The 22,279-nt window shown below is 69.2% G+C and carries 20 protein-coding genes; 15 read left to right on the top strand and 5 right to left on the bottom strand.

The annotated features are described in order from the left end of the window. From BOSE46_RS07505 to BOSE46_RS07515, 3 genes are read right to left on the bottom strand one after another with little or no spacing between them, the layout of a single operon-like run. Positions 1-1,050, bottom strand: a complete 1,050-nt coding sequence (locus tag BOSE46_RS07505) for a hypothetical protein (protein ID WP_159539651.1) — start codon at positions 1,048-1,050, stop codon at positions 1-3. After that, on the bottom strand, positions 1,047-1,601 hold the full coding sequence (locus BOSE46_RS07510) for an RNA polymerase sigma factor (protein ID WP_159539652.1): 555 nt from the start codon (positions 1,599-1,601) through the stop codon (positions 1,047-1,049). The genes BOSE46_RS07505 and BOSE46_RS07510 overlap by 4 nt, the downstream gene beginning before the upstream one ends. A gap of 30 nt (positions 1,602-1,631) precedes the next feature. Further along, a complete protein-coding gene (locus BOSE46_RS07515) occupies positions 1,632-2,336 on the bottom strand; it encodes a lysoplasmalogenase (protein ID WP_159539653.1) in 705 nt (234 codons plus the stop codon). Positions 2,337-2,402: 66 nt separating this feature from the next. Here BOSE46_RS07515 and BOSE46_RS07520 point away from each other — a divergent pair, with 66 nt between their 5' ends. Further along, positions 2,403-3,503 carry a calcium:proton antiporter gene (locus tag BOSE46_RS07520; RefSeq protein WP_159539654.1) on the top strand — a complete coding sequence of 367 codons (1,101 nt, stop codon included), beginning with the start codon at positions 2,403-2,405 and terminating at the stop codon, positions 3,501-3,503. Here the strand turns inward: BOSE46_RS07520 and BOSE46_RS07525 are convergent. After that, complete coding sequence (locus tag BOSE46_RS07525) at positions 3,500-4,801, bottom strand: sodium:proton antiporter (protein WP_159539655.1); 1,302 nt, start codon at positions 4,799-4,801, stop codon at positions 3,500-3,502. The two genes, BOSE46_RS07520 and BOSE46_RS07525, sit on opposite strands and share 4 nt — an antisense overlap. Before the next feature lie 12 nt (positions 4,802-4,813). After that, positions 4,814-5,194 (bottom strand): cupin domain-containing protein, encoded by a 381-nt coding sequence (locus BOSE46_RS07530; RefSeq protein ID WP_159539656.1) that lies wholly within the window; start codon positions 5,192-5,194, stop codon positions 4,814-4,816. A 195-nt stretch (positions 5,195-5,389) separates the two neighbouring features. Here BOSE46_RS07530 and BOSE46_RS07535 point away from each other — a divergent pair, with 195 nt between their 5' ends. The 14 genes from BOSE46_RS07535 to araA all read left to right on the top strand — a co-directional run bounded on the left by BOSE46_RS07535 (position 5,390) and on the right by araA (position 22,251). Further along, a complete protein-coding gene (locus BOSE46_RS07535; RefSeq protein ID WP_159539657.1) occupies positions 5,390-7,588 on the top strand; it encodes an MMPL family transporter in 2,199 nt (732 codons plus the stop codon). Positions 7,589-7,600: 12 nt separating this feature from the next. Then, complete coding sequence (locus tag BOSE46_RS07540; RefSeq protein ID WP_159539658.1) at positions 7,601-8,761, top strand: sensor histidine kinase; 1,161 nt, start codon at positions 7,601-7,603, stop codon at positions 8,759-8,761. Then, positions 8,758-9,432 carry a response regulator transcription factor gene (locus BOSE46_RS07545; RefSeq protein WP_159539659.1) on the top strand — a complete coding sequence of 225 codons (675 nt, stop codon included), beginning with the start codon at positions 8,758-8,760 and terminating at the stop codon, positions 9,430-9,432. The genes BOSE46_RS07540 and BOSE46_RS07545 overlap by 4 nt, the downstream gene beginning before the upstream one ends. Further along, entirely contained in the window at positions 9,429-10,298 is an 870-nt protein-coding gene (mmuM, locus tag BOSE46_RS07550; protein WP_256366736.1) for a homocysteine S-methyltransferase, read from the top strand. The genes BOSE46_RS07545 and mmuM overlap by 4 nt, the downstream gene beginning before the upstream one ends. Before the next feature lie 43 nt (positions 10,299-10,341). After that, positions 10,342-10,749, top strand: coding sequence for a VOC family protein (locus BOSE46_RS07555; protein WP_159539661.1), 408 nt, complete (start codon positions 10,342-10,344; stop codon positions 10,747-10,749). Beyond that, on the top strand, positions 10,749-12,374 hold the full coding sequence (locus BOSE46_RS07560; protein WP_159539662.1) for an amidohydrolase: 1,626 nt from the start codon (positions 10,749-10,751) through the stop codon (positions 12,372-12,374). Before BOSE46_RS07555 ends, BOSE46_RS07560 begins: the two co-directional genes overlap by 1 nt. Before the next feature lie 349 nt (positions 12,375-12,723). Further along, positions 12,724-13,698 (top strand): ABC transporter substrate-binding protein, encoded by a 975-nt coding sequence (locus BOSE46_RS07565; protein WP_236551653.1) that lies wholly within the window; start codon positions 12,724-12,726, stop codon positions 13,696-13,698. 70 nt (positions 13,699-13,768) lie between these two features. Then, a complete protein-coding gene (locus BOSE46_RS07570; RefSeq protein WP_236551654.1) occupies positions 13,769-15,325 on the top strand; it encodes a sugar ABC transporter ATP-binding protein in 1,557 nt (518 codons plus the stop codon). After that, positions 15,318-16,343 (top strand): ABC transporter permease, encoded by a 1,026-nt coding sequence (locus tag BOSE46_RS07575; RefSeq protein WP_201299571.1) that lies wholly within the window; start codon positions 15,318-15,320, stop codon positions 16,341-16,343. The genes BOSE46_RS07570 and BOSE46_RS07575 overlap by 8 nt, the downstream gene beginning before the upstream one ends. After that, positions 16,340-17,356 (top strand): galactofuranose ABC transporter, permease protein YjfF, encoded by a 1,017-nt coding sequence (gene yjfF / locus BOSE46_RS07580; protein ID WP_159539665.1) that lies wholly within the window; start codon positions 16,340-16,342, stop codon positions 17,354-17,356. The genes BOSE46_RS07575 and yjfF overlap by 4 nt, the downstream gene beginning before the upstream one ends. Continuing rightward, positions 17,353-18,381 carry a LacI family DNA-binding transcriptional regulator gene (locus tag BOSE46_RS07585; RefSeq protein WP_236551655.1) on the top strand — a complete coding sequence of 343 codons (1,029 nt, stop codon included), beginning with the start codon at positions 17,353-17,355 and terminating at the stop codon, positions 18,379-18,381. Before yjfF ends, BOSE46_RS07585 begins: the two co-directional genes overlap by 4 nt. Beyond that, positions 18,378-20,048 carry a ribulokinase gene (gene araB, locus BOSE46_RS07590; protein ID WP_159539666.1) on the top strand — a complete coding sequence of 557 codons (1,671 nt, stop codon included), beginning with the start codon at positions 18,378-18,380 and terminating at the stop codon, positions 20,046-20,048. The genes BOSE46_RS07585 and araB overlap by 4 nt, the downstream gene beginning before the upstream one ends. After that, positions 20,045-20,719, top strand: coding sequence for an L-ribulose-5-phosphate 4-epimerase (locus BOSE46_RS07595; protein WP_159539667.1), 675 nt, complete (start codon positions 20,045-20,047; stop codon positions 20,717-20,719). Before araB ends, BOSE46_RS07595 begins: the two co-directional genes overlap by 4 nt. Positions 20,720-20,748: 29 nt before the next feature. Continuing rightward, the gene (araA, locus tag BOSE46_RS07600) at positions 20,749-22,251 is read left to right on the top strand and encodes an L-arabinose isomerase (protein WP_159539668.1); all 1,503 of its coding nucleotides are present in this window, start codon (positions 20,749-20,751) and stop codon (positions 22,249-22,251) included. The last annotated feature ends 28 nt before the right edge of the window (positions 22,252-22,279 follow it).

Here is a 22,279-nt window from a genome sequence, read left to right on the forward strand (position 1 = left end):
TCAGTCCTGCCCCGGCGCCGCGTCCACGACGTCGACGTGGAACGTCGTGACCGACACCGGGTCGTTGGCCCCGAGCCCCGGGACCCGCGGCTCGTCGTCGCTGGGGTCCGGGATCGACTGCCGCCCGACGTACTGACCTGTGGCCCGGTCGAACAGCAGCTCCGTGTAGCCGAGGTGGAGGGCGAACGTCCGCCGGCCGTCGATGACCGGCGCGTCGTCGGCGATCCGCACCTTCGGCTCCTTCGCCAGAGCACGGAACAGCGCTGCCCGGATGTCGGCGGGTGCGACGCCGCTGGTCAGCACCGGCGCCGCCGCCTCCTCGAGCGCCGCATAGTTCTCGACCGGCGCGTAGTGGTGCGCATCCTTCAGCAGCTCCTTGAGCAGGGCGTCAGGGTCGCGGGGGAGCGTCGCGTACCAGTCAGCGTCGAGGTACTTCGAGTACTCCTGGTTGTTCGTCGATGCCCCGCCCTTGGACGTCCAGGCCTCGTGGCCGGGTCCGTCGTCGTACGGCGTGTGGTCGGTGCTCATGTGCCTCACGATCGTGGAGTCCTGGGTGAAGACCCAGGTGCCGCGATCGTGGTCGTACGGGATGAAGGTGCGGTCGATGGAACGCACCTTGTAGAACTGCGGGCGGCCGTCGTCGCCGACCGGGACCGGGTCCTTCGCGGGCACCTTGCCCTCGGGGTAGAGGTAGCGCATGAACGTCCAGCCCTCCCGCACCGTCGTGATGCGGAGGAACTGGCCGGGTCGCACGACGGGGTCCGAGGTCTTGATCGTGACGTCGGCGGCGTGCTCCAGCACGGCGGCGGCCGGTGAGGCGCCGATCTCGTGACCACCGAGGTCGACCCGGGTCAGACCGAGGGCGACGGTGGCGGCGACGGCACCCGCGACGATCAGCGTGCGACGTACGTGGGTGCGCTCCTTGCGGACGGGCTCGGGCAGCGGTAGGGCCATGATGGCGCGGAGCAGGTCCTCGTCCTGGGCAGTGATCTCGCTGGAGGAGCCGGCCTGCGGATCGAGCTCGGCGAGCGTACGGGTGATGGTGTTCATGAGGGCACCTCTGAGGTGTGGGTCGTGGGATGGGCGGGCGAGCGCTGCGGATCCGGCGGGTCCGAGAGCGCGTCGCGCAGCTTGCGGCGGGCGCGGTGCAGGCGTACGGCGGCGGTGCCGGGCCGGCAGTCGAGGACGACCGCGACGGCCTTGACGCTCAGGTGTTCCCAGTAGACGAGCAGCAGGATCTCGCGCTCGTCGTCGTTGAGCCGCTGGATCGCGTCGAGCATGAGCGACCGTTCGTCGGCCGCGGCGGTGCCGTCGGACTCGGCGAGCTCGGTCGTGTCGGTGACACGTTGGGCGACCCTCAGCTGTCGGCGCTCGGTGCGTTGGTGGTTGGCGAGGGTGAAGCGTGCCGTTCGGTAGAGCCAGGGCAGCCCGCCGGCCACCGCTTCGTCGCAGCGTCGCCAAGCCGTCAGGTACGTCTGCGCGACGACGTCCTCGGCGAGATCGTCGGGTGCGCGCCGCCGGGCGTACGAGCGGATCGACGGGAGGGTGACCCGGTAGAGCGTCTCGAAGGCGCGGCGGCGCTCGTCGTCATCGGCAGTCATGACCGTTTATGTCCACGTCGCCGCGAGGCATTACATCGTGTTGGGCAGCCGCGGCCAGCAGTCGGTGCGGATCGTCGGGTCGAAGCCCGCTCCCGCCGCGATCGTGCGCTTCTCGCGGTCGAGGATCCCGGTCGTCAGCAGCAGGATCGCGAAGATGTAGAGGCCCATGATCGCCAGCCCCGTGCCGGTCGCATCCTTGTCGATCCGGTCGGCCTCGCCGAGCGCGATGATGCCGTCGGACACGAGGAACAGCGCCCCGCCGATGCCGGCCCGCAGGTCGGTGGCCAGCGAGGTCGACGCGGTGCCGAGGAGCAGCGCGGCATACACGGGGACGATGGGCCGCAGGCCCGGCTCGAGCCCGCTCCACGCCCAGGCCACGAGGCCGATCGCGGCGGCGACGTAGACCACGAGGATCCACGGCTTCGCGCGGAGCTGCTGGAGGGCGCCGCGGAGGATGAAGAACCGGATGAAGCAGCAGTGCGCTCCGGCGAACGCTGCCATGCCGACGACGAACAGGTCGTCGCCGAGCTCGAGGAACAGGTCGCCGAGGAAGCAGAAGACCAGTGCCGCGACGAGCAGCCTGGGGCCGCGCTGTTCGACGACCCAGGCGGCGAGGAGCGGGGCGATGAGGCACTTGCTGATGCTGTCCCACGGGGTCGCATCGGCGGCGTTGAGCACGAGGTGCACGACGGAGACCACGCCGAACGCGATGAGCCACGGACTCTTCACTGACATCCCAGCACCGTACCGGCTCCGAGGCCGGCTGAGGCGCGGCAACCACAAACCTGAAAAGGTGGTGGCATGACCTCCCGGCTCGCCGTCCTGACCAGCCGTTGGACCGCGATCATCCCGGTGACCGCGTTGGTCGTGTTCGCGCTCGCCTGGCACCGCGACCTCCCGTGGATCGCTGTTGCCGTGGTCTCGGCCTTCCTGGGCGGTGCCGTCCTCGCCGCGGTCCACCACGCGGAGATCATCGCCCACCGCGTCGGGGAGCCGTACGGGTCACTCGTCCTGGCGGTCGCGGTCACGGTCATCGAGGTCGCGCTGATCGTCACCCTGGTGACCACCGGGGCCAAGGGCAGCGAGAGCCTGGCCCGCGACACGGTCTTCGCCGCGATCATGATCACCTGCAACGGCATCGTCGGGGTCTCGCTGCTGGCGGCCACCCGCAAGGGCCAGGTCGCCCACTTCAACGCCGAGGGCACCGGCGGGGCACTTGCCACGGTCGGCACGGTCGCGACCCTGTGCCTCGTGCTCCCGACGTTCACGACCGGCCGCACGGGACCGGTGTTCACGCCCGGCCAGCTCGGCTTCGCGGCCGTGGCGTCGCTCGGCCTGTACGCCTTGTTCGTCGCGATGCAGACCGTTCGGCACCGCGACTACTTCCTGCCGACCCGGAGCGACGGCTCGCTCGTGCCGGAGGACGAGCACGCCACGCCGCCCTCGGCACGAGCCGCATGGATCAGCGTCGGCTTCCTGCTGGTCGCGCTGGCTGCCGTCGTCGGCAACGCCAAGAACGTCTCGCCGTCCCTCGAGGACGCCGTCGACGCGGCCGGCATGCCGCAGGGTGTCGTGGGCGTGATCATCGCGCTGCTGATCCTGCTGCCCGAGACGATCGCCGCCGTCCGCGCCGCCCGGCGCAAGCGCGTGCAGATCAGCCTCAACCTGGCGTACGGATCGGCGATGGCCAGCATCGGCCTGACGATCCCGGTCATCGCGATCGCGCAGATCTGGCTCGACGGCCCGTTGGTGCTGGGGCTGGGCTCGACCGAGCTCGTGCTGCTCTCCCTGACGATGGTCACGAGTGTGCTCACGATCGTCCCGGGACGGGCCACCCTGCTGCAGGGCGGCATCCACATCGCGATCCTCGGGTCCTACCTGTTCCTGGCTGCCTCGCCTTAGCGCCCGCGCGCGGCGTCCAGCCAGCGCATCGCGGGCGTCGCGGTGACACCGTGCAGGAGCACCGAGAGCGTGATCGCGAACCCGACGGTCGACCACAGCAGCGGCAGGTCCTTGAAGTCGGCGTGCCCTGAGGCGTACGCGAGGTAGTAGATCGAGCCGACGCCGCGCACCCCGAAGAACGCGGTCGCGGCGCGCTCGCGGGGCCCGAGCGTGTTGCTCCCGACCTTGAGGTTGGTGCCCCGCCTCGCGAACAGCGCGATCAGTCCGGACACCGGGCGTACGACCAGGAGCAGCAGCACCGCGACGAGGACGGCCGGCCAGGTCAGGTCGGCCAGCAGGCCGTTGGTCAGGGCGACCCCGAGGAGCAGCAGCACGATCAGGGTCAGGAGCCGCTCGAGCCGCTCGATGACCTCGTGCATCAGCGCGTGATAGTCGTGACCCCGCTCGGCCGACCGCAACGTCATGGCGCAGGCGAACACGGCCAGGAAGCCGTAGCCGCCTGCGACCTCCGCCAGCCCGTACGCCAGGAGGACCGCAGCGATCGCGAGCAGGGGTTCGCCGGCGTCAGCCGTACGCAGTGAGGGCTGCCTCGAGCGGAACGCGACCTTGGCCAGGACCCAGCCGACGGCGATGCCGAGCGCAGCGCCGACGACGACCTTGCCGACCAGGTCCCAGGCGAACCACCGCACACCCCACTCGGCGAACGGCCCGGTGGCGGCGAGCAGGATCGCGGCCTGGACGAACGGGAACGCGAGCCCGTCGTTGAGCCCGGCCTCCGACGTCAGCGCGAAGCGCACCTCGTCGTCCTCGTCGATCTCGTCCTCGTCGTCCTCGGTCGTGGTCGGCCCCTCGACCTGGACGTCCGAGGCCAGCACGGGATCCGTCGGTGCGAGAACGGCGCCCAGGAGCAGCGCGGCGGACGGGGCGAGGCCCATGACCCACCAGCCCAGCAGTGCGACACCGGCGATCGACAGCGGCATCGCGATCGCGAGCATCCGCCACGCGGCGCTCCACTGCCGCCACGAACCGAGCGACCGCAGGCTCAACGGGCGGTCGAGGGCGAGGCCGACGCCCATCAGCGCGATGAGCACCGTGAACTCCGCGAGGTGCTCGACGAACCCCCGGTGCGCCATGGGGGAGAACGCCGATTCGCCGGTGCCGGGCAGCAGGCCGATCAGCGCACCGAGCCCGAGCAGCACGACGGGCGGTGAGAGCGCGGCGGTCCGCAACGCGTACGGGAGGACGACCGCGAGCAGGAGGGCGGCGCCACCGAGGAGGTAGACGAGATGGGTCGTCATGTCCCCTCGAGGCTACGTCGGGGGAGTCTGCGCCGCCCCTTGAGCCTTGGGGCCCTCGAGCCACTCGGTGATGAAGGTCTCGCTCGCGTGGATGTGGGTCGCGATGTAGCGCTCCGGCCCGACGACCTCGAACTTGTGCGGCGTCAGCTTCGGCACGACGAGGACCTGGCCGGCGACGCCGATGAGCTGCTCGCCGGCGACCGTGAACAGTGCCTTGCCACCGCGGATCACGAACGTCTCGGCGTACGGGTGCTGGTGCAGGTCAGGCCCGTCGCCGTCGACGTCGCTGTCCTCGAAGATCAGGGAGACGCCGGCCCCGTAGGCTGCGCCTTCGATGTTGTCCAGGATGCGCCCGTCCGGTCGGGTCGTTCCCGTGGTGTGGATGACATGCATGTCGCCACGCTATGCCGAAGTCGCCGGTCCGTGAAGGCCTGTCTGCTGCCGCGGGCGTAGTACCGCTCTCGTGTACTGCCCACGCAGTAGTCGAGACTGTCGGCGCACGGAGGACGCGCCGACCCCGCCCGGTTCGAGAGTGTGGGGACACTGCCGCGGGACTCCTTTCGCGGCCCGTCTCGGAGGGTTCCTCGCATGGCCGCATTCGCCCGATGGTGCTTCAACCATCGCCTGACCGTCATCGGCTTCTGGGTCGCGTTGCTGATCGCGATCAGTGGCGCCTCGATGGCCGCCGGCACCAGCTACTCCAACGCGTTCGACCTGCCCGGCACCGAGTCGACCAAGGCGCTCGACCTGTTGCAGAAGTCGTTGCCGGAGTCCGCCGGCGACGCCGACCAGATCGTGTTGCACGTCGACGAGGGCAGGATGACCGATCCAGCGGTCGAGAAGCGCGTCGACGCGATGCTCAAGGAGGTCGGCACGCTCCACTCCGTCGTGGGCGTCACCAGTCCGTACGACGAGGCCGGTGCGACACAGGTCAGTGAGGACGGTCGCACGGCGTACGCCACGGTGCAGTTCGACAAGCAGGCCGACGAGCTCACCCTCAAGGACATCGAGGCCGTCATCGACACGGCCCAGGACGCCCGTGGCGACGGCCTGCAGGTCGAGCTGAGCGGGCAGGCGATCGACACCGCGACCCAGGCGGGTCCCGGCAACACCGAGCTGATCGGCATCGCTGCCGCCGCCGTGATCCTGTTCATCGCGTTCGGCTCGCTGCTCGGCATGGTCCTGCCGCTGGTCGTCGCGATCGCCGGCGTCGGCGGTGGCCTGATGTCGATCTCCCTGCTGTCGCACGCCATCAGCCTGAACGACGTGACGCCGACCTTGGCCGCCCTGATCGGGCTCGGCGTGGGCATCGACTACGCCCTGTTCATCGTGACGCGCTACCGCACCGGGCTGAAGTCGGGCCTGGAGCCCGAGGAAGCCGCGATCAAGGCGCTCAACACCTCGGGACGCTCGGTCCTGTTCGCCGGCGGCACGGTCGTGATCGCGCTCCTCGGCCTGCTGGTGCTCAACGTCAACTTCCTCTCCGGCATGGGCATCGGTGCGGCCGTGACGGTGCTGTGGACCGTCGCGGCGGCACTGACCCTGACGCCGGCGTTCCTCGGGCTGTTCGGCAAGCGTCTGCTGTCGAGGCGGCAGCGCAAGATGCTCGAGACCGAGGGCCCGCAGCTCGAGACCGTGGGCATCTGGGCTCGCTGGGCGCGATTCGTCGCCCGCCGCAGGACCCTCACGGCGGCGGTCGCCCTGGGCCTGATCGCGCTGCTCGCGATCCCGTTCTTCTCGCTGCGCCTCGGCTCCGCGGACGCCGGCAACAATCCCGCGGACACGACGACCCGCAAGGCGTACGACCTGCTGGCCGACGGCTTCGGGCCGGGCTTCAACGGGCCGTTGCAGCTCGTCGCCGAGCTCAAGTCACCCGGAGACCAACAGGCACTGACGGCTCTGGTGTCCGACGTCGCGGCAACGCCCGGTGTCGCAGCTGCCACGGCGCTGCCGATGAAGCCCGACGCCACGGTCGGCATCGTCCAGGTCGTGCCGAAGAGCGCGCCGCAGGACGAGGCGACGACCAAGCTGATCGACCACCTGCGCGACGACGTCATACCGGCGGCCGAGAAGGGCAGCACGCTCCAGACGTACGTCGGTGGCAACACCGCGATCTTCGGCGACTTCGCCGACGTGCTCACAGGCAAGCTGCCGCTGTTCCTCGGGGTGATCGTCGCGCTGGGCTGCGTCCTCCTGATGCTCGCCTTCCGCAGCATCGTCGTGCCGCTGACCGCGGCGCTGATGAACCTGTTCGCGGCAGCAGCTGCGTTCGGAGTCCTCGTCGCGGTGTTCCAGTGGGGCTGGGCGGGTGACCTGCTGAGCATCGGCAAGGAAGGACCCGTCGAGTCCTTCCTGCCGGTCATCATGCTGGCGATCCTGTTCGGGCTGTCGATGGACTACCAGGTCTTCCTGGTCAGCCGTATGCACGAGGAATGGACCCACACCAAGGACAACCGCCGGGCTGTGGTGGTGGGTCAGGCCGAGACCGGGCGGGTCATCACCGCCGCCGCACTCATCATGATCTGCGTGTTCGTCGCCTTCGTGTTCGAGGGCGAACGGGTCATCGCCGAGTTCGGGATAGGCCTGGCGGCGGCCGTCGCGGTGGACGCGTTCATCCTGCGCATGCTGCTCGTGCCCGCGATGATGCACTGGTTCGGCGCCGCCAACTGGTGGCTCCCCTCGTGGATCGACCGGCGGCTGCCGCACCTGTCGGTCGAGCCGATGGAGGAGGCGCCGGTGGCCGAGATCGCCGAGCTCGATGACGTCGACCAGCCTGTGAGGGCATGACAGGCTGAGCTCGTGAAGCTGAAGGAAGAGCTGGTCGAGAAGGCACGGTGTCATCCCCTCGTGGCTGACGCCGTGCTGGCTCTCGTGCTGTTCGTGCTCGCGGTGTTCGTCCCCAACGACCACGTGACTCCGTCCACCGGGCCGTGGACCGTGTACGCGGTCGAGGCCGTGGTGTTCCTGGCGTTGGTCTTTCGTCGTCGCCGCCCGATCCCGGTCTTCCTCATCGTGGTCGTGGGCGCGGCGGTGGTGATCTCGATGCAGGAGGGCAAGTCGCTGGTCCTCACGGCGGCATTCCTCTCGATCTGCACCGTCGCCTACTACGCCGCCGATCGCCGGACCATCCTCATGGCGTGGCTGAGCAGCGGCCTGATCCTGGGTGCCGGCTCGGCGATCGGGATCGGGTCCGTCATCAGGTTCGAGAACGTCTCGGCGTTCGCCTGGAGCGGGTTCGCCGCGGCCATGGGTGCCGCCGTGCGGTCGCGCCAGGAGTGGTTCGCCGAGGTGGAGCAGCGGGCGATCCGTGCCGAGGAGACGCGCGAGGAGGAGGCTCACCGACGTGTCGTCGCCGAGCGGTTGCGCATCGCCCGGGAGCTCCATGACGTCGTCGCCCACCACATCGCCGTGGTCCACGTGCAGGCCGGCGTCGCCGACCACCTGCTCGACACCAAGCCCGCCGAGGCACACGAGGCCATCGCGCACATCCGCCGGGCCAGCGGGTCGGTGCTCGACGAGCTGGGCGGGCTGCTTGACGTGCTCCGGCAGCCCGATGAGCCCATCACGCCGACGGCCCCGGCGCCCGGCCTCAGTGGACTCACCTCGCTGATCGACTCGTTCTCGGCGTCGGGCCTGACGGTCGACGTGAAGGCCAACGGTGTGCCCGATGCCATACCGCCGGCCGTCGAGCTCGTCGCCTACCGCCTCGTCCAGGAGGGGCTCACCAACGCCCACAAGCACGGCACGGGCACCGCCACGCTGGACTTCACCTTCGAGCCCGGCGCACTTCGCATCGACATCGCCAACCCGTGCCCCGGTGTCGGCTCGCTCGCCGGCGCGGGCCACGGACTGGTCGGCATGCACGAGCGGGCCAAGGCCGTTGGCGGCACGGTCAGGACGCACAACGACGGTGATGCCTGGCGCGTCGCCGCCCGACTCCCGTTCGAGCCGGCCGTATGACGATCCGCGTGCTGCTGGCCGACGACCAGGCCTTGATCCGCAGCGGGTTCCGCGTCCTCATCGAGTCCGACCCCGAGCTCGAGGTCGTGGGTGAGGCGGCCAACGGCAAGGAAGCCGTCGAGCTCGCGCGCAGCACGAGGGCGGACGTCGTCGTGATGGACGTACGCATGCCCGTGATGGACGGCCTCGAGGCGACGCGGGCGATCTGCGCCGACGACGACCTCGCCGGCGTCAAGGTGCTCGTCGTGACGACGTTCGAGACCGACGACTACCTGCTCGAGGCGTTGCGGGCCGGCGCGAGCGGGTTCGTCGGCAAGGGTGTGGAGACGGAGGAGCTGCTCGGCGCCATCCGTACGGTCGCCGTCGGGGACTCCCTGCTGTCGGCGCGAGCGACCCGGAGCCTGATCACGAACTTCCTCGCCCAGCCTGCCGGCCGCCCCGTTGCGACCCCGGCCGAGCTCGAGGTCCTGACGCGTCGCGAGCGCGAGGTCGTGAGCCTCGTGGCCCAGGGACTGTCCAACGACGAGATCGCCGAGCAGCTGTTCGTCAGCCCGCTGACCGCCAAGACCCACGTCAACCGGGCGATGATCAAGCTCGACGCCCGCGACCGGGCCCAGCTCGTGGTCGTGGCCTACCAGTCCGGCCTGGTCAGCGCGGACCCCCCGGGCTGAGCGAGACTGGACGCATGATCATCGACGGTGGCCTGTCCAACGCGCTCGAGGCCCGCGGCCACGACCTGTCGTCGGAGCTCTGGACCGCCGAGCTGCTGCGCGACCAGCCCCAGGAGATCGCCGCGGTCCATCGGGCGTACTTCGAGGCGGGCGCCGAGGTCGCGACGACGGCGAGCTACCAGGCAAGCGTCTCGGGGTTCGAGCAGGCCGGGATGACCACCGCCGAGGCCGAGGCGCTCATCCGGCTCAGCGTCGCGATCGCCCGCGACGTACGCGACGAGGGCCCGGGACGCCTGGTCGCCGCATCGGTCGGACCCTACGGCGCGGTGCTCGCCGACGGCTCGGAGTACACCGGGCGCTACGGCCTCACCGCGACGCAGCTGTACGACTTCCACCGCCCGCGGCTCGAGCTGCTCGCATCCGAGGAGCCGGACCTGTTCGCGGTCGAGACGATCCCCGACATCGACGAGGCGACGGTGCTCGCCGGGCTGCTCGACGAGATCGGCATACCGGCGTGGCTGTCGTACACGATCGACGGCGAGCAGACCCGCGCCGGCCAGCCGCTGTCGGACGCGTTCGCCGTGGTGGCCGGCACCGACGCGGTGATCGCGACCGGAGTCAACTGCTGCGCGCCCGCCGACGTGCTCGCCGCGGTCCGCACCGCGCACGACGTCACGGGCAAGCCCGGTGTCGCCTACCCCAACAGCGGCCAGGTCTGGGACAGCGCCACCCACACGTGGCACGGCGACTCGTCATATGACCTGAGCCTCGTGCCGGGCTGGCTCGACGCCGGTGTGACGTACGTCGGAGGGTGCTGCCGCATCGGGCCGGACGACATCGCCGCCCTGGCCGCGAGCGTGGCCTGACGAGGGATCGCCGTCCCACCCGACCTGTGGTCAGATGGAACACATGACGAGCCGCATCTCGCACACGACGGTCGACTGTCACGACGCGCATGCCCAGTCGGTGTGGTGGGCCCAGGTGCTCGGCATGCAGCAGGATCCGCGCGACCCCAACGAACCGGGCCACGAGGAGTGCATGATCTTCTCCCGTGACGGCCGGACGCGGCTGCTGTTCATCGAGGTGCCGGACGAGAAGCAGGTCAAGAACCGCATCCACCTCGACCTTCGTCCCACCGACCTCACGCAGACGGAGGAGGTCGAGCGCGTCATCGCGCTCGGGGCGACCGTGGTCGCCGACCTGCGTACGCCGCAGGGCCTCGGCTGGGTCGTGCTCGCCGATCCCGAGGGCAACGAGTTCTGCATCCTGCGCAGCGATCTCGAGATCCCGGACTACCACTCGCACCTCATCACCTGATGGCGGAGCTGCTCCTCACCAACGCCCACGTCTACGGCGACGGCGTGTGGCGGCCGGACGCCGACTCGATCGCGATCCGCGACGGGATCATCGTGGGCGTCGGGACCAACGCCGACCTGACCGGGCTGGTGCCGGCGGCCGAGGTCGTCGACCTCGAGGGCGGCTGGGTGCTGCCCGGGTTCCAGGACGCCCACGTCCACCCGATCCAGGCCGGCCTCGAGATGAACGCCTGCAACCTGGCCGACGGCCACGAGGTCAGCGACTACGTCGACACCATCGCGGCGTACGCGCTCGCGCATCCAGAGGCTCCGTGGATCGTCGGTGGCGGCTGGTCGATGGACGCCTTCCCGGGCGGCGTCCCGACGGCTGCCGTGCTCGACCGGATAGTCGCTGACCGCCCGGTGTTCCTGCCCAACCGCGATCACCACAGCGCCTGGGTCAACACCGTCGCTCTGGAGCTGGCCGGCATCACCGCGGACACGCCCGATCCCGAGGACGGCCGCATCGAGCGGGACGGGCGGGGCGAGGCGACCGGTGCCCTCCACGAGGGAGCGATGGCGCTGGTGAGCCGACTGGTCCCGCGACCGTCACCCGGCGAGATCGCCCGGGCGTTGCAGACGGCGCAGGCCCACCTCCACTCGATGGGCATCACGGCCTGGCAGGACGCGCTCGTCGGCGAGGGGCTGGGGATGCCCGACTCGCTCGACACCTACCTCGCGGCGCAGCGTGACGGCTCGCTGATCGCCGGAGTCGTCGGCGCGCTGTGGTGGGACCGGACCCGCGGCGAGGAGCAGATCGCCGACCTCGTCGAGCGTCGGGCCCGGGCAGCCGCCGCCGGTGTCGACGCGAGCAGCGTCAAGATCATGCAGGACGGCGTCTGCGAGACGTTCACGGCCGCGGTCGTCGAGCCCTATCTCGACCGGCACGGCCAGCCCACCGACAACCACGGACTGTCGTTCATCGAGGCGGCCGACCTGGCGCGCTACGTCCAGCTGCTCGACGCCGAGGACTTCCAGGTCCACATCCATGCACTCGGTGACCGCGCCGTGCGCGACAGCCTCGATGCGATCGAGCACGCCATCGAGGTCAACGGCCGACGAGGCAATCGCCACCACCTCGCGCACATCCAGATCGTCCGTCCCGAGGACGTGCCGCGCTTCGCCGAGCTCGACGTCACGGCCAACGCCCAGCCGCTGTGGGCCTGCCTCGACGACCAGATGGCCGACCTGACCCTGCCGTTCCTGAGCGCCCCGGCGAGGGAACAGCAGTACGTCTTCAGGTCGTTGCTCGACGCCGGCGCCCGGCTCGCGTTCGGCAGCGACTGGCCGGTCTCGTCGCCGGATCCGTTGCTGGGCATCCACGTCGCGGTCAACCGCGTGGCGTTCGGGGAGGACACCGAGCCGCTCCTGTCGGGCCAGCGACTCACGGTGGCCGAAGCGATCGATGCCTACACCCGCGGAAGTGCGTTCGTGAGCCGGCGTGACGCAGCCGGCGTGCTCGAGGTCGGCAACGTGGCGGATGTCGTGGTTCTCGACACGGACGTTCTCACCACCGATCCGGCCGCGATCGGAGCGGCGCAAGTGACCCGTACGTACGCCCGTGGGCGGCTCGTCCACGCGTTGTGACAGTCACAATTCACCGGAATGGCTGTGATTCCGGGGAATTATGCTAGTTGAGGCAACAAATTGTTCACGCTCACATTCTGCGTGCGGGTCACAGATCGACATGAAAATTTCTTGAGAGATTAACTTGACGGCGGAGTTGTTAGCGTTAACAATTCAACGCAGGGTTCACGTGGTCCACATCACACCGTGGTCGAGTGAACGCTAACAACGGGGCCGAACCTCATCCCGAGGCCAAGCCCCAAGGACGTAAGCGGATGTCCGCCCGCGAGTGTCCTGGCTCTCCCGAAGTCGAGTGACTTGGGGTGTCCCATCCCAGATGGAGGAAACAGTGTTCAAGAAACTCATCACCGTGAGCGCGGGCGTAGTGCTCGCCAGCGGACTTGCAGCTTGTGGCGGCAGCAGCGATGGAGGGTCGGGTGGCTCGGGAGGCTCCGGCGACATCACCATGGGCTTCGCCCAGGTCGGCGCCGAGAGTGGCTGGCGTACCGCCAACACCAAGTCGATCCAGGCCTCGGCCAAGGACGCCGGCATCAAGCTCAAGTTCTCCGATGCGCAGCAGAAGCAGGAAAACCAGATCAAGGCGATCCGCTCCTACATCCAGCAGAAGGTGGACGTCATCGCGTTCAGCCCCGTCGTCGAGACCGGCTGGGACACCGTGCTGCAGGAGGCCAAGCGCGCCAAGATCCCCGTGATCCTGACCGACCGCGCCGTCGACTCGAGCGACAAGTCGCTCTACAAGACGTTCCTCGGCTCCGACTTCGTGCTGGAAGGCAACAAGGCCGGCCAGTGGGTCGTCGACAACGCCGACGCCAACGACGTCAACAAGGACGGCAAGATCAACGTCGTCGAGATCCAGGGCACGACCGGTGCCGCTCCCGCGATCGACCGCAAGAAGGGCTTCGAGGACAAGATCTCGGCAGACCCGAAGATCAAGGTCGTCGCGTCGCAGACGGGTGACTTCACCCGCGACGGTGGCAAGAAGGTCATGGAGGCGTTCCTCAAGTCCCAGAAGGACATCGACGTCGTCTTCGCCCACAACGATGACGAGGGACTCGGCGCGATCGAGGCCATCGAGGCGGCCGGCAAGAAGCCGGGCGTCGACATCAAGATCGTCACGATCGACGCTGTCAAGGACGGCATGACCGCGCTGTCCGAGGGCAAGATCAACTACATCGTCGAGTGCAACCCGCTCCTCGGCCCGCAGCTGATGGACCTGGCCAAGCAGGTCGTCGCAGGCGAGGACGTCCCGGCGCGCGTCGAGACGAAGGAAGGCGAGTTCGACCAGGAGCAGGCCAAGGCCGCTCTGCCGAACCGTCAGTACTGAGCACAGCAGGAATCGGGGCCCTGCGCCGCAGGGCGCAGGGCCCCACCCCCAACCTTCCAGGAATGAAGAGATGATCCAGATGACAGCCGAAGCCGCGCAGGCCACGCGCACGCAGCCGGTCGTGGAGATGAGCGGCGTCTCGGTGAGCTTCCCCGGCGTCAAGGCCCTCCAGTCGGTCGGCCTCACGCTGCGGGCCGGCGAGGTCCACGCCCTCATGGGTGAGAACGGCGCCGGCAAGTCCACGCTGATCAAGGCGCTCACGGGCGTCTACTCGATCGACGAGGGCACGATCATCGTGGGCGGCGAGCCGCGTACGTTCCACAGCCCGGCCGAGTCGCAGGCCGCCGGCATCAGCACGGTCTACCAAGAGGTCAACCTCTGCACCAACCTGACCGTCGCCGAGAACATGCTCCTCGGCCGCGAGCCGCGCTCGCTCGGCCGCATCGACACCCGCGCCATGAACCGTCGCGCCGGCGAGACCTTGGCCCGCCTCGGCCTCGACATCGACCCGAAGTCGCAGCTCGGCAGGCATCCCATCGCGATCCAGCAGCTCGTCGCGATCGCGCGCGCCGTCGACATCGACGCAGAGCTCCTGATCCTCGACGAGCCCACCTCCAGCCTGGATGCCGACGAGGTCGCCAAGCTGTTCGAGGTCATGCGCACGCTGCGTGCCGAGGGCGTCGCGATCGTGTTCGTCTCGCACTTCCTCGAGCAGGTCTTCGAGATCTCCGACCGCATGACGGTCCTGCGCAACGGCCAGTTCGTCGGCGAGTACGTCACCGCCGAGACGACGCAGCTGCAGCTCGTGCAGGCCATGATCGGCCGCGAGCTCGAGACGCTCGAGAAGATCGAGCAGGAGGCCGACGAGCACACCGTCAAGACGCAGGGCGCGCCGCTCATCGAGGTCATCGACCTGGGCCGCAAGGGCAGCGTCGAGGCCGTCGACCTCAAGGTCTTCGAGGGCGAGGTCATCGGCATCGCCGGTCTCCTGGGCTCGGGTCGCACCGAGCTCGCCCGCCTGCTGTTCGGCGCCGACACCCCTGATCACGGCGACATGCGCATGCGCTCCAAGGTCACCAAGCTGCGCACGCCCCGCCAGGCGATCGACCACAAGATCGCGTTCTCGAGCGAGAACCGCCGGTCCGAAGGCGTCATCGAGGACCTGTCGATCGCCGACAACATGGTGCTCGCGATGCAGGCCTCCCGCGGCTGGCTGCGACCGATCCCCGCCAGGACCAAGGACCGCCTCGTCAAGAAGTACATCGAGGCCCTCGACATCCGCCCGGCCAACCCGAACGCCTTGATGCGCAACCTGAGCGGCGGCAACCAGCAGAAGGTCCTGCTCGCCCGGTGGCTCATCACCGAGCCCGAGCTCCTGATCCTCGACGAGCCGACCCGCGGCATCGACATCGGCGCGAAGGCGCAGATCCAGCAGCTCGTCGCCAACCTCGCCAAGGACGGCATGTCCGTCGTGTTCATCTCCGCCGAGCTCGAGGAGGTCCTGCGCCTCAGCGACCGCCTCGTCGTGATGCGCGACCGCCGCAAGATCGACGAGCGGGCCAACCAGGACGTGACCGTCTCGGATGTCCTCGAGATCATCGCGGGGGAGGTGCGCAACGATGCGTAGCTTCACCAAGAGCAACCTGTTCTGGCCGGTCCTGGGCCTCGTGCTCCTGCTGCTGCTCAACCTCACGAAGACGCCGGACTTCTTCTCGATCCGCGTGCAGGACGGCCATCTCTACGGCAGCCTCATCGACATCCTGCGCAACAGCGCCCCGACGCTGCTGATCGCGCTCGGCATGACGCTCGTGATCGCGACCCGCGGCATCGACCTCTCGGTCGGCGCGGTCGCCGCGATCTCCGGCGCCGTCGCGTGCACCTACATGGCCGGCTCGCCCGACGAGTCGACCGCCGGACGCGCGATCGTCGCGATGACCATGGCGGTCGCGGTGGCCGTCCTCCTGGGAGTCTGGAACGGCTTCCTGGTCTCGGTCCTGGGCATCCAACCCATCATCGCGACGCTGGTGCTCATGACCGCGGGCCGCGGCCTGGCGATGCTGATCACCGACGGCCAGATCACGACGGTCAACAACTCGCTGTTCTCCAAGGTCAGCACGGGCTTCGTGCTCGGCCTGCCGATCGCGATCCTGATCGCCCTGGCCGTCTTCGCCATCACGGCAGTGCTGACGCGGCGCACCGCGCTCGGCATGCTGATCGAGGCTGTCGGCATCAACCCCGAGGCCAGCCGCCTCGCCGGCGTACGGGCCCGCACGATCACCTGGATCGTCTACGTGTTCGTGGCGTTCTGCGCGGGCATTGCGGGCCTGATGATCGCCTCCAACACCAACGCGGCCGACGCCAACGCGGCGGGCCTGTTCATCGAGCTCGACGCGATCCTCGCGGTCGTCATCGGTGGCACGTCGCTGGCCGGCGGTCGGTTCTCGCTGACCGGCACGCTGATCGGCGCGATGTTCATCCAGACCCTCGCGACGACGATCCCGACGATGGGCATCCCGGCCGAGACCAACTACCTGTTCAAGGCCGTCGTCGTCATCGTGGTCTGCCTGCTGCAGTCGCCCAAGGCGCGCGCGGTGCTGGCCGTACGACGACCGACGCCCCTCCTCACGAAGGGATCGGCCGCATGACCACCGTCATCGCTCCGCCCGAGAGCCCCGCAAACAGCCCGGCTCCCCGTCCATCGCGTGGCTTCACGTTCCCGGCCCGCTTCCTGCCGGTCATCGCGACCGTCGTGCTGTTCTTCGCGATGTTCGGTGCCGGCAGCATCCGCTACGAAGGCTTCTCGTCGCCCCAGACGATCCTGAGCGTGCTGGTCGACAACTCGTTCCTCATCGTCCTCGCGGTCGGCATGACGTTCGTGATCCTGACGGGCGGGATCGACCTGTCGGTCGGCTCGGTCGTCGCGCTGTCGGCCATGATCGCCGCCTCCGCGCTGCGGTCGGGTTGGTCTGCTCCGCTCGTGGTCGTCGCGGTGCTGCTGACCGGATCGGTGCTCGGGCTGCTGATGGGGCTGGTGATCCACTACTTCGAGATCCAACCGTTCATCGTGACGCTCGCGGGCATGTTCCTCGCCCGTGGCCTCTGCTACGTCATCAGCGTCGACTCGATCCCGATCAAGAACGAGACCTTCACGTCGTTCGCCAGCGGCACGATCGAGATAGGCGACTACTTCATCACGCCATCGGTCATCGTCGCCCTGGTCGTGCTCGTGATCGCTGCGATCGTCCTGCACATGACGCGGTTCGGTCGCACGGTCTACGCCGTGGGCGGCAGCGAGCAGTCGGCGCTGCTGATGGGGCTCGCGGTCGCGCGCACCAAGATCGGTGTCTACGTCATCAGTGGCTTCTGCTCCGCGCTGGCCGGGCTGCTCTACGCGATCTACACGTTGTCGGGCTACAGCCTGACCGCCGTCGGCATGGAGCTGGACGCGATCGCCGCCGTCGTCATCGGCGGCACGCTGTTGACCGGTGGCTCGGGCTTCGTGCTGGGCTCGGCGGTCGGAGTGCTCGTCCTGGGCCTCATCCAGTCGTTCATCTCCTTCGACGGCACCCTCAGCTCGTGGTGGACCAAGATCACGATCGGCGTGCTGCTGCTGGTGTTCGTCCTGATCCAGCGGCTCTTCACGCGGAGAACCGTATGACGGCAAACTCCCAGCACGCGCCGGTCATGGCGGATGTCGCCAAGGTCGCGGGTGTGTCCCACCAGACGGTCTCGCGCGTCATCAACGGGATGCCCAACATCAAGGACTCGACCCGTGAGCGCGTCGAGGCCGCGATCAAGGAGCTCGGCTACCGGCCCAACACCGCGGCCCGGGCGCTCGTGACCCGCAAGTCCTCGACGATCGGCATCATCAGCACCGAGTCGGGCCTCTACGGCCCCAACAGCATCCACCGCACGGTCGAGGACGCTGCTCGCCAGGCCGGCTACTTCGCCGGGTCCGTCAGCCTGCCGACCGTCACGGCGCAGTCGCTGACCGACGCGATCGACCACCTGCTGCGGCAGTCCGTCGAGGGCATCGTCATGATCGCCGCGCAGTACGAGGCCCTGGAGGCGATCAGCCGCCAGGACCCGGGCGTGCCTCTCGTCATCGTCGAGGGCGACCTGTCCAAGGCCAAGTCGGCTGTCGGCGTCGACCAGCACCGCGGCGCCTACCAGGCGACGACGCACCTGATCGAGCTCGGCCACACCACGATCGCGCACGTACGCGGACCGTTGGAGTGGACCGAGGCTGAGGCCCGGCGCCAGGGGTGGGAAGACGCCCTGCGCGCCGCGGGACTCGAGCTCGGACCGCTCTACCTCGGCGACTGGACGCCTCGCAGCGGCTACATCGCCGGCCGCCAGCTCGCGTCGGAGGGTCGCCCCTCGGCGGTCTTCGTCGCCAACGACCAGATGGCGATCGGCCTCATGCACGCCCTGCACGAGACCGGCATCGCGGTGCCGGACGACATCAGTGTCGTCGGGTTCGACGACACCCCCGAGACCGAGTTCCTCAACCCGCCGCTGACGACCGTACGCCAGAACTTCCAGGAGGTCGGCCGCCGCGCGATCGACGTCCTGCACGCCGCGATCCTCGGCCAGAACGAGGACCTGCCGCGACTCATCGACCCCGAGCTGATCATCCGCTCGAGCACCTCCGCACCTACCCTCGGAAAGGCCCAGAAGTGAGCGAACAGTACGTCGTCGGAGTCGACTACGGCACCCTCTCGGGGCGCGCCCTGGTCGTCTCGGTCAAGGACGGCCGTGAGCTCGCGAGTGCCGTGCACGAGTACTCACACGCCGTGATCAGCGACGCGCTGCCGACGACACCGGACTCGCCGTTGCCGCCCGACTGGGCCCTCCAGGTGCCCTCGGACTACGTCGACGTGCTGCGCATCGCGGTGCCCGAAGCCGTACGCGCCTCGGGCGTCGACCCGGCCCAGGTCATCGGCATCGCCACGGACTTCACCGCCTGCACGATGGTGCCGACGCTGGCCGACGGCACGCCGCTCAGCGAGCTGTCGCAGTTCGCCGACCGGCCGCACGCGTACGTCAAGCTCTGGAAGCACCACGCGGCGCAGGGCCAGGCCGACCGCATCAACGCGCTCGCCGAGCAGCGGGGCGAGTCCTGGCTGCCGCGCTACGGCGGGCTGATCTCCTCGGAGTGGGAGTTCGCCAAGGGCCTGCAGGTCCTCGAGGAGGACCCCGAGGTCTACGCCGCCATGGAGCGCTGGGTCGAGGCCGCCGACTGGATCGTCTGGCAGCTCTGCGGCACCTACGTCCGCAACGCGTGCGCGGCCGGCTACAAGGGCATCCTGCAGGACGGCGCCTACCCGGGGGATGACTTCCTCGCCGGGCTCAACCCTGCATTTGCCGATTTTGTTAACGCTAAACTCGCGCAGCCGATCGGCCAGCTCGGCCGCCCCGCGGGCACGCTGACCGCCGAGGCTGCGGGCTGGACCGGCCTCCCGGAGGGCATCGCCGTCGCCGTCGGCAACGTCGACGCCCACGTCACCGCGCCGGCCGCGCAGGCCGTCGACGCCGGCCAGATGGTCGCGATCATGGGCACCTCGACCTGCCACGTCATGAGCGGCACGGTCCTGCGCGAGGTGCCCGGCATGTGCGGCGTCGTCGACGGCGGCATCGTCGCCGGCACCTGGGGCTACGAGGCCGGCCAGAGTGGCGTGGGCGACATCTTCGGCTGGTTCGTCGACCACGGCGTCCCGGCGTACGTCCGCGAGGCGGCTGACGCCGCAGGCATCAGCGTCCACGAGCACCTCACGGCCCTCGCCGCCCGCCAGCCCGTCGGGGCCCACGGGCTCGTGGCGCTCGACTGGCACAGCGGCAACCGTTCGGTGCTGGTCGACCACGAGCTGAGCGGCCTGATCGTCGGGCAGACCCTGGCGACCCGTCCGGAGGACGTCTACCGCGCGCTGATCGAGGCGACCGCGTTCGGCACCCGCACGATCATCGAGACGTTCAACGCCAGCGGGGTGCCCGTCGAGGAGCTCATCATCGCCGGCGGACTGTCCAAGAACCCGCTCCTCATGCAGATCTACTCCGACGTGACCCGCTTGCCGCTCTCGGTGATCGGGTCCGAGCAGGGCCCCGCTCTGGGCTCTGCCCTCCATGCTGCCGTCGCGGCTGGCGCGTACGCGGACATACGCGCCGCCGCGAAGGCTATGGGCTCCCTCAATCGGGCAGTCGTACTGCCCGATGAGGGACGCTCCAAGGTCTACGACCGGCTGTTCGCCGAATACACCGCGCTGCACGACCACTTCGGTCGCGGCGGCAACGACGTCATGCACCGGCTCAACGCACTGCGCCGCGAGGCGCTCGCCGGGGGTGTCGCATGACGCTCTCCCAGGACGTCCAGGCCACGATCCTCAGACTTCGCAACGAGGTCTCCGCCCTGCACGCGGAGCTGACCCGCTACGAGCTCGTGGTCTGGACAGCAGGCAACGTCTCGGCCCGCGTGCCGGGCGCCGACATGATGGTCATCAAGCCCAGCGGGGTCAGCTACGACGACCTCACGCCGGCCAACATGGTCGTCACCGACCTCGAGGGGACGGTGCTCGAGGGTGACCTCTCGCCGTCGTCCGACACCGCCGCACAGGCCTACGTCTACCGGCACCTGCCCGAGGTCGGCGGCGTCGTGCACACCCACTCGACGTACGCCACGGCGTGGGCCGCCCGCGCGGAGCCGATCCCGTGCGTGCTCACGATGATGGCCGACGAGTTCGGCGGCGAGATCCCGGTCGGGCCGTTCGCCCTGATCGGTGACGACTCGATCGGCCGCGGCATCGTCGACACACTGCGCGACAGCAACTCCCCGGCGGTCCTGATGCAGAACCACGGAGTCTTCGCGGTCGGCAAGGACGCCCGTTCGGCGGTCAAGGCCGCCGTGATGTGCGAGGACGTCGCCCGCACGACCCACATCGCCCGCCAGCTCGGTGAACCGGTGCCCATCCCGCCGGACAAGATCGCCAGCCTCTTCGACCGCTACCAGAACGCGTACGGCCAGTGAGCCCCGCGAACCATCAGAAGGAGACGTCCATGAGCATCGCCGAACGCGAGATCTGGTTCCTCACCGGAAGCCAGGGCCTCTACGGCGAGGAGACGCTTCAGCAGGTTGCCGACCAGTCACGCGAGGTCGCCGAGACGCTGGCCGCTCACCCCGACCTCACGATCCGCATCGTGTGGAAGCCGGTCCTGACCTCGTCCGACGCGATCCGCCGGACGATCCTCGAGGCCAACGCGGACGACGCCTGCATCGGCCTGATCGGCTGGATGCACACGTTCTCGCCGGCCAAGATGTGGATCAACGGCCTCGACGCGCTGCGCAAGCCGTTCCTGCACCTGCACACGCAGGCGCACCGTGAGATCCCGTGGTCGACGATCGACATGGACTTCATGAACCTCAACCAGGCCGCGCACGGCGACCGGGAGTTCGGCTACATCCAGACCCGGCTCGGCGTCGCCCGCAAGACCGTGGTCGGCCACGTCAGCAATCCTGACGTCGGCCGTCGCATCGGCGTCTGGGTTCGCGCTGCCGCGGGCGCCGCGGAGATGCGTTCGCTCAAGCTCGCCCGCTTCGGTGACAACATGCGCGACGTCGCGGTCACCGAGGGCGACAAGGTCGAGGCCCAGCTGCGCTTCGGCGTCTCGGTCAACACCTACGGCGTCAACGACCTCGTCGCGGTCGTCGACGCGGTCGACGAGACCGAGATCGACAAGCTCGTCGGCGAGTACCAGGACCTCTACGACGTCGCGGCCGAGCTGCGCGCCGGCGGATCACGCCACGACAGCCTGCGCTACGGCGCCCGGCTCGAGGCGGGCATGCGGCAGTTCCTCGACGAGGGCGGCTTCGGCGCGTTCACGACGAACTTCGAGGACCTCGGCGGGCTGCGCCAGCTGCCGGGCCTCGCGGTCCAGCGCCTCATGGCCGACGGCTACGGGTTCGGCGGCGAGGGTGACTGGAAGACCTCGGTCCTCGTCCGTACGACCAAGGCCATGGCTGCCGGACGGCCCGGCGGGACCTCGTTCATGGAGGACTACACGTACCACCTGGAGCCGGGCAACGAGAAGTCGCTCGGCGCGCACATGCTCGAGGTGTGCCCGACGATCTCGACCGAGAAGCCGACGATCGAGGTGCACCCCCTGGGCATCGGCGGCCGCGAGGATCCCGTACGCATGCGGTTCGTCGCCGACCAGGGCGAAGGCATCGTCGTGGGCCTGTCGGACATGGGTGACCGGTTCCGACTGACGGCCAACGACATCACGCTGGTCGAGCCCGACGAGCCGTTGCCGCAGCTGCCGGTCGCGTGTGCCGTGTGGCAGGCGCACCCGTCGCTCTCGACCGCTGCCGAGGCCTGGATCATGGCCGGCGGACCCCACCACACGGTGCTGTCGACCGCGGTCGGCATCGAGGAGTTCGACGACCTCGCCGAGATCCTGAGCACCGAGCTGTTGCACATCAACGCGGACACGACGCCCAAGAGCTTCCTCAGAGAGCTCCGCTGGAACCAGGCGTACTACCGGCTCGCCGCCGGTCTCTGACCCTCACCCCACACCGCCCTCCCCAGGA

The organism is Aeromicrobium sp. 9AM (assembly GCF_902506105.1).
GTDB lineage: Bacteria > Actinomycetota > Actinomycetes > Propionibacteriales > Nocardioidaceae > Aeromicrobium.